This window comes from Labrys monachus, from assembly GCF_030814655.1.
Lineage (GTDB): Bacteria > Pseudomonadota > Alphaproteobacteria > Rhizobiales > Labraceae > Labrys > Labrys monacha.
Genome location: NZ_JAUSVK010000001.1, coordinates 594032 through 617723, shown reverse-complemented (window position 1 = coordinate 617723; position 23692 = coordinate 594032). Strand labels below are relative to the sequence as shown.

General features: G+C 69.1%; 20 protein-coding genes. 9 read left to right on the top strand and 11 right to left on the bottom strand.

Annotation, left to right across the window (positions count from 1 at the left end; genetic code table 11):
• Positions 1-26: 26 nt before the first annotated feature.
• Positions 27-3113, bottom strand: coding sequence for a bifunctional proline dehydrogenase/L-glutamate gamma-semialdehyde dehydrogenase PutA (putA, locus tag J3R73_RS02670; RefSeq protein WP_307422126.1), 3087 nt, complete (start codon positions 3111-3113; stop codon positions 27-29).
• Positions 3114-3280: 167 nt separating this feature from the next.
• Between putA and J3R73_RS02665 the strand changes: the two genes are divergently transcribed.
• Together J3R73_RS02665 and J3R73_RS02660 are read left to right on the top strand one after the other, a co-directional pair.
• Positions 3281-3751 (top strand): Lrp/AsnC ligand binding domain-containing protein, encoded by a 471-nt coding sequence (locus J3R73_RS02665; RefSeq protein ID WP_307422124.1) that lies wholly within the window; start codon positions 3281-3283, stop codon positions 3749-3751.
• Between the two features lie 231 nt (positions 3752-3982).
• Positions 3983-5206 (top strand): DUF2778 domain-containing protein, encoded by a 1224-nt coding sequence (locus J3R73_RS02660; RefSeq protein WP_307422123.1) that lies wholly within the window; start codon positions 3983-3985, stop codon positions 5204-5206.
• A 257-nt stretch (positions 5207-5463) separates the two neighbouring features.
• Here J3R73_RS02660 and J3R73_RS02655 read toward each other — a convergent pair whose 3' ends face one another.
• The 3 genes from J3R73_RS02655 to J3R73_RS02645 all read right to left on the bottom strand — a co-directional run bounded on the left by J3R73_RS02655 (position 5464) and on the right by J3R73_RS02645 (position 8762).
• Positions 5464-6402, bottom strand: a complete 939-nt coding sequence (locus J3R73_RS02655) for a site-specific tyrosine recombinase XerD (protein ID WP_307422121.1) — start codon at positions 6400-6402, stop codon at positions 5464-5466.
• 70 nt (positions 6403-6472) lie between these two features.
• A complete protein-coding gene (locus tag J3R73_RS02650) occupies positions 6473-8533 on the bottom strand; it encodes an FUSC family protein (RefSeq protein ID WP_307422119.1) in 2061 nt (686 codons plus the stop codon).
• Positions 8534-8618: 85 nt separating this feature from the next.
• Positions 8619-8762, bottom strand: coding sequence for a hypothetical protein (locus J3R73_RS02645; protein WP_307422117.1), 144 nt, complete (start codon positions 8760-8762; stop codon positions 8619-8621).
• A gap of 285 nt (positions 8763-9047) precedes the next feature.
• Between J3R73_RS02645 and J3R73_RS02640 the strand changes: the two genes are divergently transcribed.
• The 7 genes from J3R73_RS02640 to J3R73_RS02610 all read left to right on the top strand — a co-directional run bounded on the left by J3R73_RS02640 (position 9048) and on the right by J3R73_RS02610 (position 17083).
• Positions 9048-9677, top strand: a complete 630-nt coding sequence (locus J3R73_RS02640) for a shikimate kinase (protein WP_307422115.1) — start codon at positions 9048-9050, stop codon at positions 9675-9677.
• Positions 9674-10822, top strand: a complete 1149-nt coding sequence (aroB, locus tag J3R73_RS02635) for a 3-dehydroquinate synthase (protein ID WP_307422113.1) — start codon at positions 9674-9676, stop codon at positions 10820-10822. The genes J3R73_RS02640 and aroB overlap by 4 nt, the downstream gene beginning before the upstream one ends.
• 5 nt (positions 10823-10827) lie before the next feature.
• The gene (locus J3R73_RS02630) at positions 10828-12114 is read left to right on the top strand and encodes an HlyC/CorC family transporter (RefSeq protein ID WP_307422111.1); all 1287 of its coding nucleotides are present in this window, start codon (positions 10828-10830) and stop codon (positions 12112-12114) included.
• Positions 12115-12425: 311 nt separating this feature from the next.
• The gene (locus J3R73_RS02625) at positions 12426-12986 is read left to right on the top strand and encodes a DUF2239 family protein (protein ID WP_307437037.1); all 561 of its coding nucleotides are present in this window, start codon (positions 12426-12428) and stop codon (positions 12984-12986) included.
• Between the two features lie 600 nt (positions 12987-13586).
• A complete protein-coding gene (locus J3R73_RS02620; RefSeq protein WP_307422109.1) occupies positions 13587-14717 on the top strand; it encodes a type III PLP-dependent enzyme in 1131 nt (376 codons plus the stop codon).
• Between the two features lie 147 nt (positions 14718-14864).
• A complete protein-coding gene (locus J3R73_RS02615) occupies positions 14865-15431 on the top strand; it encodes a GNAT family N-acetyltransferase (protein ID WP_307422107.1) in 567 nt (188 codons plus the stop codon).
• Positions 15432-15646: 215 nt separating this feature from the next.
• Entirely contained in the window at positions 15647-17083 is a 1437-nt protein-coding gene (locus tag J3R73_RS02610; RefSeq protein ID WP_307422105.1) for a homospermidine synthase, read from the top strand.
• 83 nt (positions 17084-17166) lie between these two features.
• Here J3R73_RS02610 and J3R73_RS02605 read toward each other — a convergent pair whose 3' ends face one another.
• From J3R73_RS02605 to J3R73_RS02575, 7 genes are all read right to left on the bottom strand, one after another.
• Positions 17167-17427 (bottom strand): nitrile hydratase accessory protein, encoded by a 261-nt coding sequence (locus tag J3R73_RS02605; RefSeq protein WP_370879836.1) that lies wholly within the window; start codon positions 17425-17427, stop codon positions 17167-17169.
• A complete protein-coding gene (gene nthB / locus J3R73_RS02600) occupies positions 17414-18073 on the bottom strand; it encodes a nitrile hydratase subunit beta (protein ID WP_307422104.1) in 660 nt (219 codons plus the stop codon). Before nthB ends, J3R73_RS02605 begins: the two co-directional genes overlap by 14 nt.
• A 97-nt stretch (positions 18074-18170) precedes the next feature.
• Positions 18171-18584, bottom strand: coding sequence for a GFA family protein (locus tag J3R73_RS02595; protein WP_307422103.1), 414 nt, complete (start codon positions 18582-18584; stop codon positions 18171-18173).
• Between the two features lie 17 nt (positions 18585-18601).
• Complete coding sequence (locus J3R73_RS02590; protein WP_307422101.1) at positions 18602-19078, bottom strand: SRPBCC family protein; 477 nt, start codon at positions 19076-19078, stop codon at positions 18602-18604.
• A complete protein-coding gene (locus tag J3R73_RS02585) occupies positions 19075-19404 on the bottom strand; it encodes an ArsR/SmtB family transcription factor (RefSeq protein WP_307422099.1) in 330 nt (109 codons plus the stop codon). Before J3R73_RS02585 ends, J3R73_RS02590 begins: the two co-directional genes overlap by 4 nt.
• A 284-nt stretch (positions 19405-19688) precedes the next feature.
• Positions 19689-21260 (bottom strand): trimethylamine methyltransferase family protein, encoded by a 1572-nt coding sequence (locus J3R73_RS02580; protein WP_307422098.1) that lies wholly within the window; start codon positions 21258-21260, stop codon positions 19689-19691.
• Positions 21257-23668, bottom strand: a complete 2412-nt coding sequence (locus tag J3R73_RS02575) for a GcvT family protein (RefSeq protein WP_307422097.1) — start codon at positions 23666-23668, stop codon at positions 21257-21259. The genes J3R73_RS02580 and J3R73_RS02575 overlap by 4 nt, the downstream gene beginning before the upstream one ends.
• Between the last annotated feature and the right edge of the window lie 24 nt (positions 23669-23692).

Here is a 23692-nt window from a genome sequence, read left to right as displayed (position 1 = left end):
GCGCCCATGGACTGGAAGCCGACGCTCTAATCCTCGCCCATGGCGATCAGGCTGGCATTGCCGCCGGCCGCCGCGGTGTTGACGGCGACGACCTGCTCGGTGGCGAAGCGCTTGAGGTAGTTCGGGCCGCCCGCCTTGGGGCCGGTGCCGGAGAGGCCGGTGCCGCCGAAGGGCTGGGTGCCGACCACCGCGCCGATCATGTTGCGGTTCACATAGACATTGCCCGCCGGCATGCGCTCGGCCACCGTCTCGATCGTCGTATCGATGCGGCTGTGCACGCCGAGCGTCAGGCCGTAGCCGCTGGCGGCGATGGCGTCGAGCAGGGCGTCGAGGCCGCCGGCCTTCCAGCGCACCACATGCAGCACCGGGCCGAACACCTCGCGGGTGAGATCGCCGACCTTGCCGATCTCCAGGATATGCGGGCCGACGAAGCTGCCTTGATCGAGCGCCGGGGTGGCGAGGTGGATCTTCGCCGTCCCGGCCATCGCGGCGATATGCGCTTCCAGCCCGGCCTTGGCCTCGGCATCGATCACCGGGCCGATCTGGACGGAGAGGTCGCGGGGGTCGCCGAGCTTGAGCTCCTGCGCCGCCCCCTTGATCATGGTGACGATCTTGTCGGCGACGTCGTCCTGCACGCAGAGCAGGCGCAGCGCCGAGCAGCGCTGGCCGGCCGAGCGGAAGGCGGAAACCACGACGTCGTCCGCCACCTGCTCGGGGAGCGCCGTGGCGTCGACGATCATCGCATTGATGCCGCCGGTCTCGGCGATCAGCGGCACGATGGCGCCGTTGCGCGCCGCCAGCGCCCGGTTGATCGCCCAGGCCGTCTCGGTCGAGCCGGTGAAGGCAACCCCGGCCACCGCCGGATGGGCGACCAGCCCCGCGCCGATGCGCCCGTCGCCCGGCACATACTGCAGCGCCGAGCCGGGCACGCCGGCCTCGATCAGGATCTTCACCGCCTCATAGGCGATGAGCGGCGTCTGCTCGGCCGGCTTGGCGACGACGCTGTTGCCGGCGGCGAGCGCCGCCGCGACCTGGCCGAGGAAGATCGCCAGCGGGAAATTCCACGGGCTGATGCACACGAACACCCCGCGCCCGCGATGGAGGAGGCGGTTCTCTTCGCCGGTCGGGCCGGGCATGACCTCGCCGGCCCCGAAGATCCGCCGCGCCTGCGCCGCGTAATAGCGGCAGAAATCGACGGCTTCGCGCAGTTCCGCGACGGCGTCGTCGATGGTCTTGCCCGCCTCGGCCTGCAGCAAAGCGAGCAGAAGGCCGCGCCGCTGCTCCAGGAGATCGGCAGCCTTTTCCAGCGCGCCGGCCCGGCGCGCGACGTCGCTGCGGTCCCAGGCCCGGAAGCCCTCGGCCGCCGCCTGCATGGCGGCCCGCGCGCCGTCCTCGTCCGCCTCCGCCACGGTGCCGACCACCGTCGTGCCGTCGGCCGGGGCGCAGACCGGCCGGGCCTGCCCTGCCGCCGGCCTGCCGCCGATGAGCGGCGTCGCCGCCACCGGCCTCGCGCCGGCCGCAAGGTCGGCCTGGAGGGCGGCCACGGCCTCCCGCGAGCCGAGCTCGACCCCGGCCGAGTTGGCGCGCTCGGCGCCGTACAGCGCCTTCGGCAGCGGGATGCGCGCGTGCCGCGCCCGGGCGGCGCTGCCGATCTGGGCTGCCGGCCGGCGCAGGAGGTCGCTCACCGGCACCGCCGGATCGGCGGCGACGGAGACGAAGTTCGAATTCGCGCCGTTCTCCAGGAGGCGCCGCACCAGATAGGCGAGGAGATCGGCATGGCCGCCGACCGGCGCATAGACCCGGCAGGCCGTGCCCGGGCGCTCCTTCATCAGCGCCTTGTAGGCGAGGTCGCCCATGCCGTGCAGGCGCTGGAACTCGTAGCCGTCCACCCCGCCGGCGATCTCGATGATGGTGGCGATGCTGAGGGCGTTGTGGGTGGCGAATTGCGGGTAGAGATGCGGACGCGCCGCCAGCATGCGCCGGGCGCAGCGGATGTAGTTGAGATCGGTCACCGGCTTGCGGGTGAACACCGGATAGTCGTCGAGGCCGCGCTCCTGCGCCCGCTTGACCTCGGTGTCCCAATAGGCGCCCTTGACGAGGCGCACCATCAGCTGCCGGCCCAGGGCCTTCGCCAGCGCCTCGACATGCTCGATCACCGCGAAGGCGCGCTTCTGATAGGCCTGGATGGCGAGGCCGAAGCCGGTCCAGCCCTCGAGGGCGGGATCGGCGAGCACGGCCGCGATCACCTCCAGCGACAATTCCAGACGGTCGGCCTCCTCGGCGTCGACGGTGAAGTTGAGCTCATAGCCCCGCGCCTTGCGGGCGAGGTCGCGCACCAGCGGCACCAGCTCGGCCATCACGCGCTCGCGGCTCAAGGCCTCGTAGCGCGGATGCAGCGCCGAGAGCTTCACCGAGATGCCCGGCCGCGCGGGCAAGGGCTCGTTGCCGGCCGCCCGGCCGATAGCGTCGATCGCGTCCGCATAGCTCTTGAAATAGCGCCGGGCGTCCTCGGCGGTGCGGGCGCCCTCGCCCAGCATGTCGAAGGAATAGCGAAAGCCGCGGGCCCCGCCCGACGCCGACCGCTTCAGCGCCTCGCCGATGGTCTGCCCGAGCACGAAATGCGAGCCCAGCACCTTCATCGCCTGCCGCGTGGCGGTGCGGACCGCCGGCAGGCCGATGCGCTTGGCGAGCGAGGCGACGATGCCCTCCGGCGTCTCCCCCGGGTGGATCACCCGGGCGGTCATGCCGAGGGCCCAGGCCGAGGCGGAGACCAGGAAGGCGTCCGAGCGGGTCTCGCGATGGCGCCAGTCGCCCTGGCCGAGCTTGTCCTCGATGAGGGCATCGGCGGTCTCCTTGTCCGGCACGCGCAGCAGCGCCTCGGCCAGGATCATCAGCGCGAGGCCTTCCTTGGTCGACAGCGAATATTCGCGCAGGAAATCCTCGATGCCGCCGATCGAGCCGGCGCTGGCGCGGATGGCCTCGATCAGGCGCGTGGCGGCGGCGTCGATGCGCGCCTCGCCGGCCTGGTCGATGACGGGATCGGCCAGGAGGCGGGAGACGATGGCGCCGTCGTCCTCGGCATAGGGAGCGTGGAAGCTGGGCAGGGCGGACATGGGGGAATCCCTCGAAGGAGAACCTCAATGTGGCATCGATGTCCTAGTTTTTCGACGGTGATTTTTGCCATTTTTTAGCGCCTTTCACTATGATTTATGTATTTTATAGTGATAGTGGCGGAGACCTCCATCCGCCCGCCTGCCGGCCCCAAGACCGAGGATTTCCCATGACCGCGCCCTCCCCGATCGATCGCACCGACCGCAGGATCCTCGCTCTGCTGCAGGCCGACGGCCGGCTCGCAACGGTGGATCTCGCCGAGCGCATCGGCCTGTCGCCGACGGCGACCACCGAGCGGATCAAACGGCTGACGCGCGAGGGCTTCATCACCGGCTTCGGCGCGCGGCTCGACGCCGCCAAGCTCGGCCGTTCCTTCCTGGTCTTCGTCGAGGTCCTCCTCGACAAGACGACGCCGGACGTCTTCGACCGATTTTCGGACGCGGTTCGCCGCACACCGGACGTAATCGAGTGCCACATGGTCGCCGGCGGCTTCGACTATCTCCTCAAGGTGCGCGTCGCCGACATGGCCGCCTATCGCCGTTTTCTCGGCGAGGCGCTGTGGACCCTCGCGGGCGTGCGCGAGACGCGGACCTATACGGTGATGGAAGAGGTCAAGGCCGATCAGGGCCTGCCGGTCTGAAATCAAAGGCCCCCGGCCGCTTTCCGGCGACGCCATCCGCCGCGGAGCGCCGGTAACACCGTGCCGCAAATGCCGGTCCGGAGGCCGCGGATAGAAGGGTCTCCCAAGATTATACACGGCGTAAAGGAAATAGTTACCAACTTTCGTCAGTCTATCGGTCACGGGCGGGTGCGACGGAGCCTGGAGAGCAGGCATTCATCGGCCGACGCAGGCTGTCTGAGTACGAGGACAATGACGTATACGACCACCCTATCGAGCAACACCGCTTCCTTCGACAGTAGAACCTTGCGGCGCGGCAAGTCTCGTCTGGTCGTTTTCGCTGCGGTCCTCCTCGGTTCCGGTACCGTTGCCTCCGGCCTGGTGGTGGCGGCGACGGCGATCGGCTCCCTGGCGGCGTCTTCTCTCGGCTCGGTCCCCGATATCCGCACGCAGGACTTGTCCGCCCAGAAGGCGCTCGCCTTGGCCGCCCGGCGCCGGATGCAGGAGAGCGTGGCGGAACTCGGACGCGAGATCGCGGCCGAAAAGCCGCCGGCGCCCCAGAACCTCGCGGCCAGCGACGCGCGATCCGCGCCGACGCCGGCGCTCGCGGCGGCTTCCGTCGTGGCGGCCAACGACGAGCCGACGCCCGCCATCCTCGCCCCGGTCGAGATCCATGCGCAGGTCGCGACGCTCCCCGACCCAGCGCCGGCCGCGGCAACCGCGCCGGCTGCAACGGCCGCCGCCATCGTCCCGGCCGCAGCGCCCGCGCCGGCGCTGCCGATCCCCCTCCCGCCGAGGCGCGAGGTCGTCGCATCGGCGGACAGCCTTCCGCTGCCGCCGGTCCACGCCGCCGTCCTCACCGACACCGGATCCCGGCACGGCTCGACGCGGTCCTTCTCCCGCGGCGGCGACGAGCGCGCCAAGGCCGAGGCCGCCATGGCCAGCATCGGCGCTCCCCCGCGCGACGACCGCGGCCTCATTCCCAGGCTCTTCGATGCCTTGAAGCCGCCGACCGAAAGCGTGCTCGCCTATGCGCAGCCGGACGACGCGCCCGCGCCGCCCGCCAAGCCGAACTGGGCGCCGAGCCTGGGCAACCGCACCGCCTATTACGACATCGCCGCGCACACCGTCTATCTGCCGAACGGCGAGCGGCTCGAGGCCCATTCCGGCCTGGGCAGCAGCTTCGACAATCCCCGCCTGGTCACCCAGAAGAACCGCGGGGCGACGCCGCCCAATGTCTACGAACTCTCCCTGCGCCGGCAGCTCTTCCACGGCGTGCAGGCGCTCAGGCTCACCCCCGTCGGCAATGGCAGCATGTATGGCCGCGACGGCATTCTCGCCCACAGCTACATGCTCGGCCCGCAGGGCGCCTCCAATGGCTGCGTGTCCTTCAAGCACTATCCCCGCTTCCTGCAGGCCTATCTGAACGGCGAGGTCTCCCACCTGGTGGTGGTGCCGCATATGACCGGCGGCTGAGCGCCCGCCAGCGCTCGCGGCGCGGTAATGGAACTCGACGCCGGCCGCCCCTTCTCCCCGCTGGCGGGGAGAAGGTAAGGATGAGGGGCTGCGCAACCGAGATGCGGCAGATGTCTCGGCCGATCATTACGGTCCGGCCTCGGTGCTGCCCCTCTCCTCTATCCTCTCCCCGCTCCGCGGGGCGAGGGGACATCGGCGTCGCGGCAGGGACGGAGAGGCCGCCGTCTCGCAACGCGTTGATGGAACGTGGCGCCGCATCAATCGCCGAGCGGATGCAGGTCGCGCACCATCGCCTTCATGCGCTCGTCCAGCACATGGGTGTAGATCTGCGTCGTGGCGATGTCGGCATGGCCGAGCATCATCTGCACCGAGCGCAGGTCCGCGCCGTTCTGCAGGAGATGGCTCGCAAAGGCATGGCGCAGCACATGCGGGCTGATGCGGTCCGCCCGGATGCCGGCGGCGGCGGCGAGCAGCTTCAGGTCGCGGGCGAAATGCTGGCGGCTGAGATGCCCGCTCTGCCCGAAGGAGGGAAACAGCCAGGGTGAGGCCTTGTCGCGGCCGGCCTCGGCGAGGAGGTCGAGCCAGACCCGCATCGCCCGCCGTGCCGCCTCCGTCAGCGGCACCAGCCGCTCCTTCGAGCCCTTGCCGACCACCGACAGCATGGCGAGGTCGGGCCGGGCCGCGCCCCGCCGCAGGGCGACCAGCTCCGACACCCGCAGCCCCGACGCGTAGAGCGTCTCGAGCAGCGCGCTCATCCGGGCCGCCCGCAGCCTTTCGAGCACGGAGCGCCCGGCGTCGCCGATGCCTTCGGCCGCGGCGCCGAGCAGGCGGTCGACCTCCTCGACGCTCAGCACCTTCGGCAGGGTGCGCCCGCGCTTCGGCCCGTCCAGCACCGAGGTCGGATCGTCGCTGCGATAGCCTTCGGCATAGAGGAACTTGTGCAGCTGGCGGATCGCCGACAGGTGCCGCGCCATCGTCGTCGCCTTGAAGCCGAGCTCCGAGAGGGCGGCGAGATGGCCGCGCGCCTCCTCGGCCGTCGCGGCCGCGATCGAGCTGCCGCGGCCGGCGAGGAAATCGTGCCAGTCGGTGAGGTCGCGGCGATAGGCCTCGAGCGTGTTCTCGGCGCCGCCGCGTTCGGCGGAGACCATGTCGAGGAAGGCGTCGATCAGGCGGGCGTCGCTCGGGGGCTTCGGCATGGCGGCAGCCTAGTCCGAGGGGGTTAACGGGCGGAAAACAGGCCCGGCGGCGGCCATCGCGGGACCGTCCTCAGAAATAGAGGGGGTGGTCTTCCAGCACCGCCGCGATCACCCGCAGGGAAGCCGCGGCCTGCAGATGGCCCGAGGCATGTCCGTCGGCCATGCCTGCCGACAGCGTCCGAAGGGCGAGGATCATGTCGCGCAGGGCCTTGGCATGCGGGCCGCGCATCATCAGGAGATGGGCGAGCTGTCCCAGGGCGGTGGTGACGCTGCCGGCGTGGCGGTGCGACAGCTCGCCGGCGGCCGCGAGGCGGCGCAGGCGCAGGATCTCCAGCCCCATGCTCACCGCCGCCAGGCTGCCGTCGAGCGTGTATTGGCTCGCGCCGCCGACCCGCTCGAGCGGCGCCATCAGCTGGTTGATGCGGTCATAGGCGAGGCTCTCGAAGGCCGAGGCCTTGGGCAGGCGATCATGCAGGCACAGTCGCGTCAGGTCGGCGCGAAAGGCCTCGACCACCCGCTCGATGACGCGCTCCGGCCGCGGGGGCAACACCACCATGAAGACGAGCAGGCTGAGCAGGATGCCCCCGAGCACCGCCGCGACGGCGTTGACGAACAGCCCCGGCGCCGCGACCATCGGCTGGTGCGGATTGACGAAGAGCAGGAAATTGATGACCACCGACGTCGCGATGCTCGAGAAGCGCGGATTGGCCATCATCAGGGCGGCGGGCACCAGCACGGGCGTCACCGCCGCCAGCACCCAGCCGAAGCCCGGCAGGGCGGGCAGCACGAGCTGCCCGACGACGAAGGCCGGCAGGATGGAGATCACCCCGCCCTTGAAATAGTCGAAGGCCGAGCGCATCGGGTTCGGCATGGTGGCGAACAGGCTCGACACCACCGAGACCATGACGGCGGCGCCGCCGAGATCGGCCCAGCGCGTGGCGATCCAATAGGCGGTGACGATGGCCGTGGCGATCGCGGCGCGGGTGGCGTTGATGAGCGCGCCGCTCTTGTCGCGGTCGATCAGGAGGGCCGGCGGCCGCCAGTCCCGCTGGGGATCGGGCGCGCGCAGCCGGAGGGCGGCGAGCCCGTGGAGGACGGCCTTGACGGCGGCCAGGAACTCGACCAGCAAGGTCAGGCGCGCGGCGGCGCCCACCCGGTCCTCGTGCGCCGGCACCGGAGCCTCGCGCATGGCCTGCGCCTCCGCCGCCGCCGCCTCGATCCGCCGCAGCCAGGGACGGACGTCCTCGGTCTGCCAGGGGCGCTGCACCATCTCGTCGAGCATGGCGGCGATCCGTCCCAGCAGCGGGCGCCAGGTGCTGTCCGGCGCGCTGGCATGGGCCAGGAGGGTGTGGATGGCGGAAATCGAGGAGAGCATGTGGCCGATGGTGTGCCGGGCCATGCGCCCGTGGGTGACGAGGCCGGGCGCCTCCAGCCGCGCATAGGCGCGCATCGCCGCGAGGGCCTCGATATCGACGATCAGCCGCTGATAGGCCATGTCCAGATCCGCCGCCGGCGTGCCCTTCATGGCGCCGCTGGCATAGCGCGCGATGTCGCGCAGCCCCGCGCCGACGCGCTCGACGAGGAGGTCGCGCGCGAGCTGCGGCAGGAACAGCCGGCTGGCGATGCCCGCGCAGGCGATGCCGAGCATGATCTCGATGCAGCGGGCCGTGGCGAGATCGGTCACCAAGGCGGCATTGTCATAGGCCGGCAGGCCGATGATCGCGACGGTATAGCCCGCCAGCACGGCGCCGTAGGATTCCGGATTGCGCAGGATCGAGGCGACATAGGTGCACATCGCGATCCAGATCGCCAGCGTCGCCACGAAGGCCGGATGGAAAGCGCCGGTCAGCTTGACCATGGCAATGGAGGCGAGCGCCCCGGCCAGGGTTCCGCCCAGGCGGAACAGGCCCTTGGCGAGCACCATGCCCGCCACCGGCTGGCTGACGATGAACACCGTCATCATCGCCCATTGCGGCTGCTCCAGGCCGAGAGCCTGCGCGATCGCCAGCGCCACCAGCCCCGCCGCGGTGCTGCGCAGGGCGAAGATCCAGTCCGCCCGGGGCGGCATCGAGACGCGCGGGGCCAGAGCCGCGGCGCGCAGGCGGAGGGATATCCGGTCAGGCATCATCATGCCCATAACATCCGCCGTGCGAATTGGAACCGCGCTGCCCTCGAATTTTCGTCATGCCCCAACCCCGCCCATCCCGCGCCCGCCGTCATCGCCCGAGCCTCGTCAGCGGCACGTCGACGCTCATCGGCCGCGTCGCCGGCCTGACATAGGTCCCCAGCGCATAGACGAGGCCGAAAAGGACGAGGCCGATCACGGCGAGGACGATCAGGAAGCGGGTGAGGCTTGGCATCGCGGAACCTCGGACCAACGAAAATGGGGAGCCTGATGCGAAAGCATGAAGGAAACGTGTCACGCCGCACGCCGGGCGGGTTCGATTTCGCCGGCGCCCCGCAGATCGGAGCATGCGAAGGAAATCCGGTTGACTTTCAATATCTTGCCGCATGTCGCCGCTTCGGGCAATCCGCCCCGCGAGGCCGTCGCGGGGCGGCGCTGCGCGGCGTCGGCCTCGCGCGAAGGGGCGTCCGGCCCGCTGCGGGGGTCTTGCGCGCGGCGGGCTCTCCGGTTCAATAGAGCGATGACCTTGTTGATGCAGGACGAAATGGGCGAAGCGGCGACATCCCTTGCTCCGGCCGAGCGCGAAAGGAAGCTGGCCGCCGCGCTGGCGGGACGCTCCATCGTGCTCGTCGGCATGATGGGCGCAGGCAAGAGCGCCGTGGGAAAACGGCTGGCGATGCGGCTCGGCCTCGACTTTCGCGATGCGGACACCGAAATCGAGGAAGCGGCGCAGAAGTCCATTCCCGAGATCTTCGCCAGCGACGGCGAGGCCTTCTTCCGCGACAAGGAGCGGCGCGTCATCGCCCGCCTGCTCGCCTGCGACCGGCCGATCGTGCTCGCCACCGGCGGCGGCGCTTACATGAACGAGGAAACCCGCGCCCTCATCGCCGAGCGCGGCATCTCGATCTGGCTCAAGGCCGAACTCGACGTGCTGATGCGCCGCGTGCGCCGCAAGCCGACCCGGCCGCTCCTGCAGACGGCGGACCCCGAAGCGACGCTGAGGAAGCTGATCGAGCTGCGCTATCCGACCTATGCCCACGCCGATGTCACGGTCCTGTCACGGGACGTCGCGCATGACAGCGTGCTGGAGGAGGTCGTCGGGGCCCTCGAAGCCCATCTCCTGAAAGCCAAACCGGACGCCACGCCATGACTTCGCCGATTACCGTTCCCGTGGTCCTGGGCGAGCGCTCCTACGAGATCTCGATCGGGCCGGGGCTGCTGGCGGAAGCGGGGACGCGCATCGCCGCTTTGGCGCCGCAGGCGCGGCTCGCCATCGTCACCGACACCAATGTCGCCGGCCTTCACCTCGCAACCCTCGCCGAGAGCCTCGACCGGGCCGGCCTGGCGCACCAGACGGTGACGGTCGAGCCCGGCGAGGCCTCGAAGAGCTTCACCACCTTCGCCCGCGTCTGCGAGGACCTGATCGCCACCCGCGTCGAGCGCGGCGACCTCGTCGTCGCCTTCGGCGGCGGCGTCATCGGCGATCTCGCCGGCTTTGCCGCCGCGGTGATCCGGCGCGGCATGCGCTTCGTCCAGATCCCGACCAGCCTGCTGGCCCAGGTCGATTCCTCCGTCGGCGGCAAGACGGGCATCAATTCCCGCCATGGCAAGAACCTCGTCGGCGCCTTCCACCAGCCGAGCCTCGTGCTGGCCGACACCAGCGTGCTCGACACTCTGTCGAAGCGGGAATTCCGCGCCGGCTACGCCGAAGTCGCCAAATACGGCCTGATCAACGACGCCGCCTTCTTCGGCTGGCTCGAACGCCGCTGGCGCGACGTCATGGCCGGCGGCGCCGCGCGCGAGGAGGCGATCGCCATCTCCTGCCGGTCGAAGGCCGGCATCGTCGCGCGCGACGAGACCGAGACCGGCGAACGCGCGCTGCTCAATCTCGGCCATACCTTCGGCCATGCGCTGGAGGCGGTCACAGGCTATGATTCGCGCCGCCTGGTGCATGGCGAGGGCGTGGCGATCGGCATGGTGCTCGCCCATGAATTCTCCGCCCGCCTCGGCCTGTGCTCGCAGGAGACGCCCTCCCGCGTCGCCGCCCACCTCGCCGAGGTCGGCCTGCCCACGCGCATCGGACAGATCCCCGGCGGCGCCGGCTCGGCCGATGCGCTGATGACGGCCATCACCCAGGACAAGAAGGTGAAGCGCGGCCGGCTGACCTTCATCCTCACCCGCGGCATCGGCGAGAGCTTCATCGCCGACGACGTCGATCCCGCCGCGGTGAGACATTTCCTGGCCGAGAAGCTCGCCGACGGGCCCGACGCTGCCGCTCCTGTGACGGGACCCTGAAGGCCATGCACGCGCAGACGTGGATCTCCGCCTTCATCATCTTCCTGCTGCTGGCCGCCGGCTTCTTCTTCGCCGGGTCCGAGACCGCGCTGACGGCGGCCTCCCGCGCCCGGCTGCTCAGCCTGGAGCGAAGCGGCAGCCGCCGCGCGCGCGTCGTCAACGGCCTCCTCGACATCCGCGAGGCGATGATCGGCTCGCTGCTGATCGGCACCAGCATCGTCAACACCGCCGCCGCCGCGATGACGACCGGCGTGCTCCTGGAGATCTTCGGCGACGTCGGCATCTTCTATGCCACCATCGTCATCTCGGTGCTCAGCATCGTCTTCGTCGAGATCATGCCGAAGACCATCGCCATCAACTATCCCGAGCGCTTCGCGCTCGCGGTGGCCTGGCCGGTGCGCTTCGTCATCACCGTCTTCTCGCCGCTGACCGCGACGCTGAGCTGGGTGGTCCGCCTCATCCTGCGCATCTTCGGCCTGCGCATCGGCGAGCACACCTCGCTGCTTTCCGCCACGGAGGAGCTTCGCGGCACCGTCGACCTCCTGCACAAGGAAGGCTCCGTCGAGAAGACCGACCGCGACATGTTCGGCGGCCTGCTCGACCTGCAGGAACTGACGGTCGGGGACGTCATGGTCCACCGCACCACCATGTTCTCGGTCGACATCGACGAGGGCCCCTCGCAGATCGTGCAGGCCGTGCTGGCCGCGCCCTATACCCGCATCCCCGTCTGGAAGGACACGCCCGACAACATCGTCGGCATCCTCCATGCCAAGGACCTGCTGCGCGCCCTCGACGCCGTCGGCAACGACCCGGACAAGCTCGATATCGGCGACATCGCCCTGCCCGCCTGGTTCGTGCCGGACACCACGCCTCTGGTCGACCAGCTCCGGTCCTTCCGCCGCAAGAAGATGCATTTCGCCTTCGTCGTCGACGAATACGGCTCCGTGCTCGGCATCGTCACTCTCGAGGACATCATCGAGGAGATCGTCGGCGACATCTCCGACGAGCACGACCTCGTCGTCACCGGCGTCCGGCCGCAGGCCGACGGCGCCGTCAACGTCGACGGTTCGGTGCCGATCCGCGATCTCAACCGCGCCATGGACTGGCAATTGCCGGACGAGGAGGCGACGACGATTGCCGGGCTCGTCATCCACGAGGCCCGCACCATCCCGGAAGCCGGGCAGACCTTCACCTTCTACGGCTATCGCTTCCAGATCCTGCGCAAGCAGAAGAACCGCATCGCCTCCCTCCGGATCACGCCGGTCGAGCGGGACGGCGCCAAGGAGACGTGAGCGGGGCCGCCCCCCTGCGCCACGACAGGAAGGGACGCAATGTTGTCCTACCCGGGCTTGTCCCGGGGTATCCGGACTTCGTCCGGGATAAGGGCCAGCGGCCCGGCTGGCGTGCCGGGGCGAGCCCGGCAATGACAAATCCCGAACCGTCACGGTCCAAAACCCCTTGTCCCACCGCCTGGCAAGGGCGGCCTGCACAAGATGACCCCGAATTTGCCGGCTTGTCGCCTGATTTAACCCGGATGTAACTTGACTTTTTTATTTTATCCGGGTATTTATATCTGCATCCGTTGTGCAGGATGATGCCCATGATGAACGCTGCCCTCATTGCCTTCGCCGGCACCCGCCGCCTCGCCAGGGGTGAGGCCCTCGCGGTTGCGCTCGCCGTCAAGGATGCCCAGGACGCCGGCGAGGAAGCCCCCATCCTCATCTTCGACTGCGCCACCGGGCGGCCGGTCGATCTCGACCTGCGCGGCACGCCGGACGATATCCGCGCCCGCCTCGAAGAGGAGGCGCCCGAGCCGCCGCAGCCGCGCGGTCCCGGCCGTCCCAGGCTCGGGGTGGTCGCGCGCGAGGTGACGCTGCTGCCCCGCCATTGGGAGTGGCTGTCCTCCCAGCCGGGCGGCGCCTCGGTGATGCTGCGCAAGCTCGTCGACGAGGCCCGGCGCACGAGCGAGGCGCAGGACCGCATCCGCGAGGCCCGCGAGGCGACCTATCGCTTCATGGTGGCGACGGCCGGCAACGAGACGGATTTCGAGGAGGCGTCTCGCGCCCTCTTCGCCGGCGAGGCCGGGCGATTCGCCATGCTGGTGGAACCCTGGCCGGAGGATATACGCGAGCAGGTCATGGAACTGGCGGAAGACGCCTTTTAGGCAGGCGCCGCCCGCCGTTCTGCCTCGGACTCGGGATTTCACCGGCCGGGAGCCATTTTTTTCATCGGGGCCGCGATTTTTTCTTGCATATGACGGCCCGATTCCATATCTCCCGCCTTGCCCAATTTCGCACGTGCCTGTGGCCGCGTGCCGGTCGGTGGACATCCAGACAAGAGGCTGGACGGTCGCCAGGGGTGCACAAAGGTTGCGGCAGTGACCTTTGAGGTGGCGTAAGTCACCGAGCCCCGAACAACGATCGGCAGCCGGAGGCGACCGGTGAACCCCGTACTCCGCGGGGGACGCAGCTTGAAGCAACGACGAAGCGGGCTTTTTTGGTCTCGGCTGGATTCCAGATCCAGCGACTGAAGAGGCTTGTTTCTCATTGCCAGGCGTGCGGACCGGGTTTCCCGATCCAATCCAAGGCAGTTCCAACCATGCAGCGGTTTGCTCCGTTGCGTGGCGTTTTGCATCCCGTCGCGGTGAGGCTCTGGCCTGACCGGCGGTGGGCGGCGCGCCTTCATCTGTCTGCCGCGGCTCCACCCCGCGGCGGCAAGGAAGACGCTCCGGTCCATGACACCTTTGGATCTGGGGAGACCCATCATGACCGACCGCATCCGCGACTTCCTGCGCGCCAACCCCGCCGACGGCCCCCGCCTCGTCGTCGATCTCGACGTCGTCGAGCGGAACTATCATGCGTTCGCCCATGCGCTGCCGGACACGCGCGTCTTCTACGCCGTGAAGGCCAATCCGGCGCCGGAGATCCTCAACCTCCTGGCCGGGCTCGGCTCCTCCTTCGATTGCGCTTCCGTCGTCGAGATCGAGCAGGCGCTGGCGACCGGTGCCGGCGCGGACCGCGTCTCCTTCGGCAACACCATCAAGAAGGAGCGCGACATCGCGCGTGCCTTCGACTATGGCGTGCGCCTGTTCGCGGTCGACTGCGAGGCCGAGGTCGAGAAGATCGCCCGCGCCGCCCCCGGTTCCCGCGTGTTCTGCCGCATCCTGTGCGACGGCGCCGGTGCCGACTGGCCGCTCTCCAAGAAGTTCGGCTGCGCCCCCGAAATGGCGCCGCAGGTGCTCGAGCACGCCCAGCGTCTGGGCCTCGTCGCCCATGGCGTGTCGTTCCATGTCGGCTCGCAGCAGGGCAACGTCCAGGCCTGGGACAGCGCGCTGGCGATCGCCGCGGACATCTTCCGCGAGATGGCCGAGCGCGGCATCGTGCTGTCGATGGTCAATATGGGCGGCGGCTTCCCGGCGAAATATCTGCGGGCGATGCCGGGCGTGCCGGCCTATGGCGATGCGATCTTCGAATCGCTGCGCCAGCATTTCGGCAACCAGCTGCCCGAAACGATCATCGAGCCGGGCCGCGGCATGGTCGGCGATGCCGGCATGATCGAAGCCGAAGTCGTGCTGGTGTCGAAGAAGGCCGCAAACGACGAGATCCGATGGGTCTATCTCGACATCGGCAAGTTCCACGGCCTCGCCGAGACGATGGACGAGGCGATCCGCTATCCGATCCGCACCGAGCGGGACGGCGACGCCAGGGCGCCCTGCGTCCTGGCCGGACCGACCTGCGATTCGGTCGACGTGCTCTACGAGAAGACGCCCTATGATCTTCCCGTCAGCCTGTCGATCGGCGACAAGGTCCTGATCGAGGCCTGCGGCGCCTACACGACGACCTACTCGACCATCGGCTTCAACGGCTTCCCGCCGCTGGCCTCCGTCGTGATCTGAAGCCGGGCGGGCCTCCCGCCCGCGCCGTCCAAGCGCACCGGTTCCAGGGCGGACGCCTGTCCGCTCTCCCGGATCCCCTTTCATCGTCCCGTACGGCCGCTTTGTCGGTGCGAGGGCTGTCGCTCTACCCTCTGAGGAGCCACGGCCATGATCCGTATCGTTTCCGAAACCTTCTCCCACCTCGACGCTCGCGAGAAGCTGCTCGACGCCGCCTTCGGGCCGTCGCGCTTCGCCAAGACCTGCGAGCGCCTGCGCGAAGGCCGCCTGCCGGCCGCCGGCCTCGCCTTCGCCGCCGTCGACGACGGCCGGCTGATCGGCACGCTGCGCCTGTGGAACATCTCGGCCGGCCCGGGCCGTCCCGCGCTCCTGCTCGGGCCGCTGGCCGTCGACGGAGCCCGGCGCAGCGAAGGCCTCGGCGCGCGCATGATGTGGCATGCCCTCGGCCATGCCCAGGAGCTCGGCCACAAGGCGGTCCTGCTGGTGGGCGATGCGCCCTATTACAGCCGGTTCGGCTTTTCCACCGACCTCACCGAGCGCCTCTGGCTGCCCGGGCCGGTGGAGCGCAACCGCTTCCTCGGCATGGAGCTGGCGCCGGACGCGCTCGTCGGCGCCCATGGCCTCGTCAATGCCACCGGCGATTTCGTGGCCGCGCCGGACTTCGCCGCCCTCGTCGCGAATGTCGCCAATGACAGCGCGCTGCGCTTCGCAGCCTGATGCGAGGCCGGCCGCGCTGAGACGGGTCCACACCGCCCGCCGCAGGCCCGGGGCACCGTCCCGGGCCTGCCCTTTCCGATGCGCCGCGCATCCGGACGAGCCCGGGCGGGCGCTCCCGCGATCCCGTCATCGTGCTTTCACACAGGCAGACAAAGACTTGCAGCCTGCGGCGGCAGCCCGTAAACGCTGTGTATCGAGGATTTCTGGAGGATTTGATGGCTCAGTGGCCCGTCTATGGTACGATTTCAGGCCCCATCGTCATGATCGGCTTCGGCTCGATCGGGCGCGGCATGCTGCCGCTGATCGAACGTCATTTCACGTTCGACAGAAACCGTCTCGTCATCATCGACCCGGATCCGCTCGAGGGCGACCTCAAATTCCTCAAGGACCATGGCGTCCGCTTCATCCAGAAGGCGGTGACGCGTGACAATTACGTCGACCTCCTGCAGCCGCTGCTGACCGAGGGCGAGGGCCAGGGCTTCTGCGTCAACCTGTCGGTCGACACGTCCTCGCTCGACATCATGGAATTGTGCCGGAGCATCGGCGCGCTCTACATCGACACCGTGGTCGAGCCCTGGCTCGGCTTCTATTTCGACAAGAGCGCCGGGCCGGAGGTGCGCTCCAATTATGCGCTGCGCGAAACCGTGCTCGCGGCCCGGCGCCGGAATCCGGGTGGCACCACGGCGGTTTCCTGCTGCGGCGCCAATCCGGGCATGGTGTCCTGGTTCGTCAAGCAGGCGCTGATCGACATCAACCGGGATACCGGCCACCACGCCCCCGAGCCGAAGAGCCGCGAGGAATGGGCCGCCCTCGCCCAGGCCCTCGGCATCAAGGGCATCCATATCGCCGAACGCGACACCCAGCGCGCCCGCGACCCCAAGCCTTCCGGCGTCTTCGTCAACACCTGGTCGGTCGAGGGCTTCGTCTCCGAGGGCATGCAGCCGGCCGAGCTCGGCTGGGGCACGCATGAGAAATGGATGCCGGAGAACGGCCGCACCCACAGCGAGGGCTGCGGCGCGGCGATCTATCTCCTGCAGCCCGGCGCCAACACGCGCGTGCGCAGCTGGTGCCCGACGCCCGGCGCGCAATACGGCTTCCTCGTCACCCACAACGAATCGATCTCGATCGCCGACTTCCTCACCGTGCGCAAGGACGGCGAGGCGGTCTACCGGCCGACCTGCCACTACGCCTACCATCCCTGCAACGATGCCGTGCTCTCGCTGCACGAGATGTTCGGCCGCGGCGGCAAGCCCCAGGAAAAGCACGTCATCCTCGACGAGCGCGACATCGTCGACGGCAAGGACGAGCTCGGCGTGCTCCTCTACGGCCACAGGATGAACGCCTATTGGTACGGCTCGCAGCTGTCGATCGAGGAAACGCGGGACCTCGCCCCCCACCAGAACGCCACCGGCCTGCAGGTGACCTCCGCCGTGCTCGCCGGCATGGTCTGGGCGCTGGAAAATCCGAATGCCGGCATCGTCGAGGCCGACGACATGGATTACCGCCGCTGCCTCGAGGTCCAGCGTCCCTATCTCGGTCCGGTCAAGGGCTTCTACACCGACTGGAACCCGCTCGAGGACCTGCCGGGCTTCTTCCCCGAGGACATCGACACCTCCGATCCCTGGCAGTTCCGCAACGTCCTCGTGCGATAGCCCGGAGGGTCGATCACCGATCGACCTCTTCCTCTCCGGCATGCTCTGCGTTTCCAAGAAGGGCGATCGGTGATCGCCCCTCCCTACCCGCCTTTCGCGGCGAGGCCCTTGGCGGCCATCATCTTCTCCAGGGCCGACAGCCAGCGCTCGTAATAATGCGAGCCGTCGTCGGCGGGCGCGGCGCGAATCTCCGCGCCGAGGGCCTGCGCCCATTCGGGCCAGGTGAAGACGCCCTTCTCATGCAGCGAAACCGCCAGAGCGAAGGCCCGCGCCTCCCAGGGCTCGCGGAACACCGGCTCGCCGCGGTCGCGCGGAATGGAGGGAACGGCCTCAAGCGGGGTCAAGATAGCTCTCCCAGAGATCGAGCATGACGGTCAAGGCGGGGTCGGCCTGCGGCCCCCACAATTCGGTGCCGGCGAACTTCACGGTATAGAGCCATTCGGGGTTCTCGCCTTCGTCATGGGCATTGGTGTCGGGCAGGACGAACATCGTATGCGCCGCCACCACCGTGCCGAGGCGCCCGCGCGCATAGCGCGGCAGCCTCGTATGGGTGAGCTTGTGCTCGTTGCGGGCGCGGACGACATCGCCCCCGGCAAAGCGGGCGGGCCGCGTCGCCGGCCGGTCGCAGCGCGTGCCGGCGGCGAGCGCCGCGGGCACGTCGGCGGCCCGCAGGACGCGCTTGACCGGCGCCGGCGGCCCGACGGCGCGGCCTTCGGCCAGTTCCGCCTCGCTGGCGAGCCCGCGGGCGACGACCAGCTTGGCGAGCGCCTTGATCCAGATCTCGTAATAGGACGAGGTGAGATACTCCGCCGGCGGCAGCGTCTCGCGGGCATAGCGGCCGGCATCGAGCGGCCAGGCGCCCGTCGCCCCCATCGCCAGCGTCACCGCCAGCGCCCGCCGCTCCCACGGCGCGTGGAAGAGGGACTCGTCCTTTTCCGGCGCGATCGGCCCGAAGCCCATCATGCCGCCGAGATCCTGAGCACCGTTCATGAGGGCCTCCACCGATCCGATCGCCCTTCTTTAAGCCATCCGGACGCCGATGGGGAGAGGCGCCGCTCCCGCCGTCGCGCAGATCGGGAGGCTCCATTCACCGAGTCGGCATCCTGTCGAATGTCGGCACGGCCGGATCGAGGCGATCCCAGGGCTGGCCGACCGCCGTCCAGGACACCAGTTGCGGCCTGTAGCGGCTCGGGTCGTCGAGGCTGGCCGGGGTGACGATGAACACGTTGGGCATGGCGGGAAAGGTCAGGTAGACGGAGGAACCGCATGTCGGGCAGAAGGCGCGCCGCTTGACGGTGCCGCCGTCGCCGACGGTCTGCCAGTGCGACGCCTCGCCCTCCACCGTCACCGCCGCCGCGACGAAAGTCAGATGCGACTGATGCCCGGTGCCGCTGTCGCGCTGGCATTGCCGGCACTGGCAGTCGACCATGACGGCCGGCTCGCCGGCGATCTCGTAGCGGATCGCGCCGCAGGCGCAGCCGCCGGTATAAAGCGTGTTCATGGCGATCTCCTCTCGCTTCAATGCCGCGTCTGCGACGCCTCTTCGGCGGCCACGATGTCGAGCTTCCTGACCACCTTCTTCCAGCCTTCGCTCATGCTGCGATAGGCGGTGTCGTTCTTCGGGAGCACGAAGCCGGCATGGACGAGGCGCAGGCGCGTGCCCGTCCCGGTCCTGGAGAGGGTGAAGGTGACCACCGTCTCCAGTTTCGAGCCATAGCCGTCATTGCCCTCATGGCCGCCCTTCCACGCATAGGACAGCCGCTCCTGCGGCACGACTTCCAGCACCTCGCAATGAATGGTGCCGTCCCATGCGCCGGCCGGCGTGGTCTGAAAGGTGAAATGGCTGCCCGGCACGGGCTCGAAGCCCTTCGGCGCCATCAGCCAGCGGCCGACCAGATCGCCGCTGGTCAGGGCCTTCCAGATCACCGCCGGCGCATGCGGGAAGACCTCGTCGACCACGATGGCCTGCGTGTCCGGATTCACGGCTTGGTTCATGGATCGATTTCCTTCAGCAGGTTTCTCAGATCGGCGAAACGTTCGCGCCAGAAGACGCCGTAATGGCTCATCCAGTCGGCCAGCGGCGCCAGGCCGCCCGGCTGGGCGCGGTAATAGACGTTGCGCCCCTCGGGACGCTCGCAGACGAGGCCGGCCTGTTTCAGGGATTTGAGATGCTGGGAAATGGCGCCCTGCGTGACGTTGCTGCCGCGGGTCAGCTCGACGACGGTGATCTCGTCGGCCTTGACGATGCGCTCGAACACGGCCCGCCGCGTGGGATCGGCAAGGGCGCGCATGACGGCAGTGACGGTTTCGGCCTCGGTCATGGGGAATCAAATAGCGAATACTAATCAATTAGTCAATGCTATTTGATTTGGCTGTGCCCATGCATGGGAAACCGCCGCCCGCCATAGCGCCAAGATACGAGAACAAGGCGCCTTCTCCCGGGCCGGGAGAAGGTCCCGGCAGGGGGGATGAGGGCCTAAATTTTGACGCAGATAGCTCGACAAAAGTGCTTCAATCGTCGAAGTTGAGGCCCTCATCCGGCGCTGCGCGCCACCTTCTTCCGAATGGGAGAAGGAAAATCGGGCGCGTGAACGGTGCCCTCCCCTCAGCGTGTGCCGGGGACGAGCTCCTCTTCCGTCCGCCGCGCGATATAGGCGTCCACCGCCTCGCGCACGGCGGGGTCGAGCGGCGGCGGCACATAGGCGTCGCGGGTCTTCTTCCATATGTCGAGGGCGCGGTCGGTCGCGGTGCGCTCGCCGGCGTCGCGCCAGTTCTCGTAATTCGACCAGTCGGACAGGATGGGCCGGTAGAAGGCGTTTTCGTAGCGGGCGAGGGTGTGGGGCGAGCCGAAGAAATGGCCGCCGGGCGCCACGCCGCGGATGGCGTCGAGGGCGAGCTCGTCGTCGCCGAACTCGATCGGCTTCAGGATCTCGGCCCAGCCGCGCAGCAGTTCGGCGTCGATGACGATCTTTTCCAGGCTCGCCGACAGCCCGCCCTCCAGCCAGCCGGCCGCATGGTTGATGAGGTGGCTGTGGCTCATGATCGCCGCCCACAGCGAGAAGCTGGTCTCCCACGTCGCCTGCGCGTCCGGCGCCGGGCTGGCGTTGACGGCGCTGGTGCGCACGGGCACGCCGAGGCGGCGGGCGATCTGCGCGGTGGCGAGCGCCGCATTGACATATTCCGGCGTGCCGAAGGCGGGCGAGCCCGTCTTCATGTCGACATTGGAGGTGAAGCCGCCCATCACGCAGGGCGCGCCCGGCCGCAGCATCTGGCACAGCGCTATGATGGCGCAGGCCTCCGCCGTCTGCTGCACCAGCGCGCCGGCCAGCGTCACCGGCGCCATCGCACCCATCAGGGTGAAGGGGGTGATGACGACGCATTGGCCGTGGCCCGCCATCGTCATGATGTTGTCGAGGATCTCCTCGTCCACCACGCGCGGCGAGTTGACGTTGGTCACCGTCATCAGCGTCGGCCGTTCGGCGAGCGCTTCCACGCTGGTGCCGTGCTCGATGGCCGAGAGCGCCAGCGCGTCGCGCGCCTGCACGCCGCCGACGCCGCGCGCCGCCCAGACGAGGTCGGACAGCTCGATATGGGCGCGGTACATTTCGAGATGGCGCACCGGCACCGGCACGTCCACCGGCTCGACCACCACCCCGCCCTGCCAATGCAGCAGGCCGAGCCCGTTGGTGATGCGGAGGATGTCGCGGAAGCCCTCGATGTCGCCGTAGCGGCGGCCGCGATCGAGGTCGCGGATGTTCGGCGCGCCGTTGACGGGGCCGAAATTCACGACATGGCCGCCGACATGCAGGTCGCGCGCCGGGTTGCGGGCATGCAGCACGAAGCTCGACGGCGCCGTGGCGAGCATCGCCTCGACGATGTCGCGCCCGAGGCGCACGATGCGGCTCTCCTCGTCGACCATCGCCCCGTGGCGGCGGTAGGCCTCGCGGGCCCGCGGGCTGAGGATCTTCATGCCGTCGGTCTCGAGCAGGGTGAAGGCTGCATCGAGGATGCGCTCGACCTGCTCCGGCGAGAGGATGTCGACGGGATTGAAACGGTTGACGAGGCGCGGCATCGGCGGCGTCGCGGCCCCGGTGTTGCGGGTGCCGCGCTCGCGCCGCCCGCCTCGGCCGCCATGGCCGGGAGGTGCGTTCTCGCCCGCCGCGCGATCCCCGCTCATCCGCGCAGCCTTCCCCCGTTCGGATCGTGCAGCGGCGCCTTGCGCAGGATCGCCGGCCGGTCCTGCCCGAAGATGTCGATGGTGAATTCCGCGCCGTCCTCGGCATGCTCGGCCTTGACGTAGCCGATGGCGAGGCTCTTGCCGACATAATGGCCGTAGCCGCCGGAAGTGACGTGGCCGACCACCTCGCCGCCCTTGAGGATCGGCTCATAGCCGATCACCTCGGTGTCGCTGTCGACCTCCAGCACGGCGAAGCGCTTCTTCGGCCCCTTCTCGCGCTCGGCCAGCACCGCGTCGCGGCCGGTGAAGCCGGGCTTGGCAAAATCGACGAAGAGGTCGAGGCCGGTCCCGGCGGGCGTATAATCGGGCCGGAAGTCCTTGTTGAAGGAGCCATAGGCCTTTTCGAGCCGGAGCGAGGACAGCGCGCGGCCGCCGAACAGCGTCAGGCCGAGATCCCCGCCCGCCTCCATGATCTCGTCATAGAGCGTCGCCTGATAGTCCGGCGTCACCCAGATCTCATAGCCGAGCTCGCCGGTGAAGCCGGCGCGCGTGAAGATGGCGGGGGACATGCCGACAGCGGTCTCCTTCACCGCGAACAGCCTGAACGCGTCGGGGGCGAGGTCCTCGCGCACCAGCCGCTGCATCAGCGTGCGGGCATTGGGGCCGGCGACGGAAAAGCCGGTCAGCGTCGAGGCGGCGGAGCGCACATGCACGTCGGCCGGCGGCTTGCGCTGCCAGAACCAGCGCAGGTGGAAGGCCTCGGCGAAGCCCGAGCCGATCAGGAGGTAGCGATCGAAGGCGAGGCAGGCGATGGAGAGATCGCCGACGATGCGGCCGGCCTCGTTGAGCATCGGCGCGATCGCCATGCGGCCGGGCTTCGGCAGCCGGCAGGCGAGCAGCGTGTCGAGCCAGGCGCGGGCGCCCGCGCCCGATATCTCGTATTTGCCGTAGTTCGAGGTCTCGTAGAGGCCGACGGCCTCGCGTACCGCCAGGCACTCCGCCTTGACATGGGCGAAGGCGTTGGAGCGCCGATAGGTCGGCTCCTCCCGGGGCTCGACACCGGCGGGGGCGAACCAGAGCGCATGTTCGAGGCCGAAATTGGCGCCGAACACCGCGCCGGCCGCCTTCAGGCGGTCATAGACCGGGGTGCGGCGCAGGGGGCGCGCATCCGGCAGCTCCTCGTTGGGATAAGCGAGGCGGAAGCGGCGGCGATAATTCTCGATCACCTTGGCCTTGGTGTAGCGCGGCGTGGCGAAGGTGCCGAAGCGGGCGACGTCCATGGCGATGACGTCCTGGCCCGGATCGTTCTCCGCCATCCAGCGCGACAGGATGAGGCCGATGCCGCCGCCCTGGCTGAAGCCGGCCATGACAGCGCAGGCGACCCAGAAATTCGGCAGGCCCTTGACCGGCCCGACCAGCGGATTGCCGTCGGGCGCGAAGGTGAAGGGGCCGTTGACCGACTTCCTGACGCCGGCCCGGCCGACGGCGGGGAAATGCTCGAAGCCGACCTCGAGCTCGGGCGCGATGCGGTCGAAGGCGTCGGGCAGGAGCTGCGTGGCGAAGTCGTCCGGCGTGCGGTCGACCGACCAGGGCGTGCAATTGTGCTCATAGGTGCCGAGCAGCGCGCCCTTGCCCTCCTGGCGCACATAGATCTCGCCGGAAAAATCGGTGGTGTTGATGATCTCGCGTTCGAGGCCTTCGAGCTCGGGGATCGCCTCGGTGACGATGTAGTGATGCTCCATCGCCAGCACCGGCAATTCGATGCCGACCATGCGGCCGACCTCGCGCGCCCACAGGCCGCCGGCATTCACCACATGCTCGGCGTGGATCGTGCCCTTGTCGGTGGCGACGTCCCAGGAGCCGTCGAGGCGCTGGCTGAGCCCGGTGACGCGGGTGAAGCGGTGGATCTCGGCCCCGAGCTTGCGCGCCGCCGCCGCATAGGCATGCGTCGTGCTCCACGGATCGACATGGCCGCCATCGGCCCGCCACAGCGCGCCGGTGAAGAACCGCTCCTCGATCAGCACGTTGCGCCGCTTGGCCTCGGCCACCGGGATGATCTCGGTGTCCATGCCGAGATAGCGCGCGCGGCTGGCGACGAGGCGCAGATAGTCCATCTCGCCCTCGTTGGCGGCCAGCATCAGGCCGCCATTGGCGTGGATGCCGCAGGACTGGCCGGTGAGCGCCTCCAGCTCGCGATAGAGGTCGATGGTGTATTTCTGCAGCCGGGAGACGTTGGCGTCGCCGTTGAAGGTGTGCATGCCGCCGGCGGCGTGCCAGGTCGAGCCCGAGGTCAGCTCGTTCTTCTCGATGAGGGCGACGTCGGTCCAGCCGATCTTGGCGAGATGGTAGAGGATGGAGCATCCCACGACACCCCCGCCGATCACGACGGCCCTCACGTCAGTCTTCATCAGTCGCATTCCCTATCGCGAGCC

Bases quoted from the DNA above. Each gene is read 5' to 3' on its own strand.
- putA (WP_307422126.1), bottom strand. From the start codon at position 3,113: ATGTCCGCCCTGCCCAGCTTCCACGCTCCCTATGCCGAGGACGACGGC.
- J3R73_RS02665 (WP_307422124.1), top strand. From the start codon at position 3,281: ATGACCGCGCCCTCCCCGATCGATCGCACCGACCGCAGGATCCTCGCT.
- J3R73_RS02660 (WP_307422123.1), top strand. From the start codon at position 3,983: ATGACGTATACGACCACCCTATCGAGCAACACCGCTTCCTTCGACAGT.
- J3R73_RS02655 (WP_307422121.1), bottom strand. From the start codon at position 6,402: ATGCCGAAGCCCCCGAGCGACGCCCGCCTGATCGACGCCTTCCTCGAC.
- J3R73_RS02650 (WP_307422119.1), bottom strand. From the start codon at position 8,533: ATGATGATGCCTGACCGGATATCCCTCCGCCTGCGCGCCGCGGCTCTG.
- J3R73_RS02645 (WP_307422117.1), bottom strand. From the start codon at position 8,762: ATGCCAAGCCTCACCCGCTTCCTGATCGTCCTCGCCGTGATCGGCCTC.
- J3R73_RS02640 (WP_307422115.1), top strand. From the start codon at position 9,048: ATGACCTTGTTGATGCAGGACGAAATGGGCGAAGCGGCGACATCCCTT.
- aroB (WP_307422113.1), top strand. From the start codon at position 9,674: ATGACTTCGCCGATTACCGTTCCCGTGGTCCTGGGCGAGCGCTCCTAC.
- J3R73_RS02630 (WP_307422111.1), top strand. From the start codon at position 10,828: ATGCACGCGCAGACGTGGATCTCCGCCTTCATCATCTTCCTGCTGCTG.
- J3R73_RS02625 (WP_307437037.1), top strand. From the start codon at position 12,426: ATGAACGCTGCCCTCATTGCCTTCGCCGGCACCCGCCGCCTCGCCAGG.
- J3R73_RS02620 (WP_307422109.1), top strand. From the start codon at position 13,587: ATGACCGACCGCATCCGCGACTTCCTGCGCGCCAACCCCGCCGACGGC.
- J3R73_RS02615 (WP_307422107.1), top strand. From the start codon at position 14,865: ATGATCCGTATCGTTTCCGAAACCTTCTCCCACCTCGACGCTCGCGAG.
- J3R73_RS02610 (WP_307422105.1), top strand. From the start codon at position 15,647: ATGGCTCAGTGGCCCGTCTATGGTACGATTTCAGGCCCCATCGTCATG.
- nthB (WP_307422104.1), bottom strand. From the start codon at position 18,073: ATGAACGGTGCTCAGGATCTCGGCGGCATGATGGGCTTCGGGCCGATC.
- J3R73_RS02595 (WP_307422103.1), bottom strand. From the start codon at position 18,584: ATGAACACGCTTTATACCGGCGGCTGCGCCTGCGGCGCGATCCGCTAC.
- J3R73_RS02590 (WP_307422101.1), bottom strand. From the start codon at position 19,078: ATGAACCAAGCCGTGAATCCGGACACGCAGGCCATCGTGGTCGACGAG.
- J3R73_RS02585 (WP_307422099.1), bottom strand. From the start codon at position 19,404: ATGACCGAGGCCGAAACCGTCACTGCCGTCATGCGCGCCCTTGCCGAT.
- J3R73_RS02580 (WP_307422098.1), bottom strand. From the start codon at position 21,260: ATGAGCGGGGATCGCGCGGCGGGCGAGAACGCACCTCCCGGCCATGGC.
- J3R73_RS02575 (WP_307422097.1), bottom strand. From the start codon at position 23,668: ATGAAGACTGACGTGAGGGCCGTCGTGATCGGCGGGGGTGTCGTGGGA.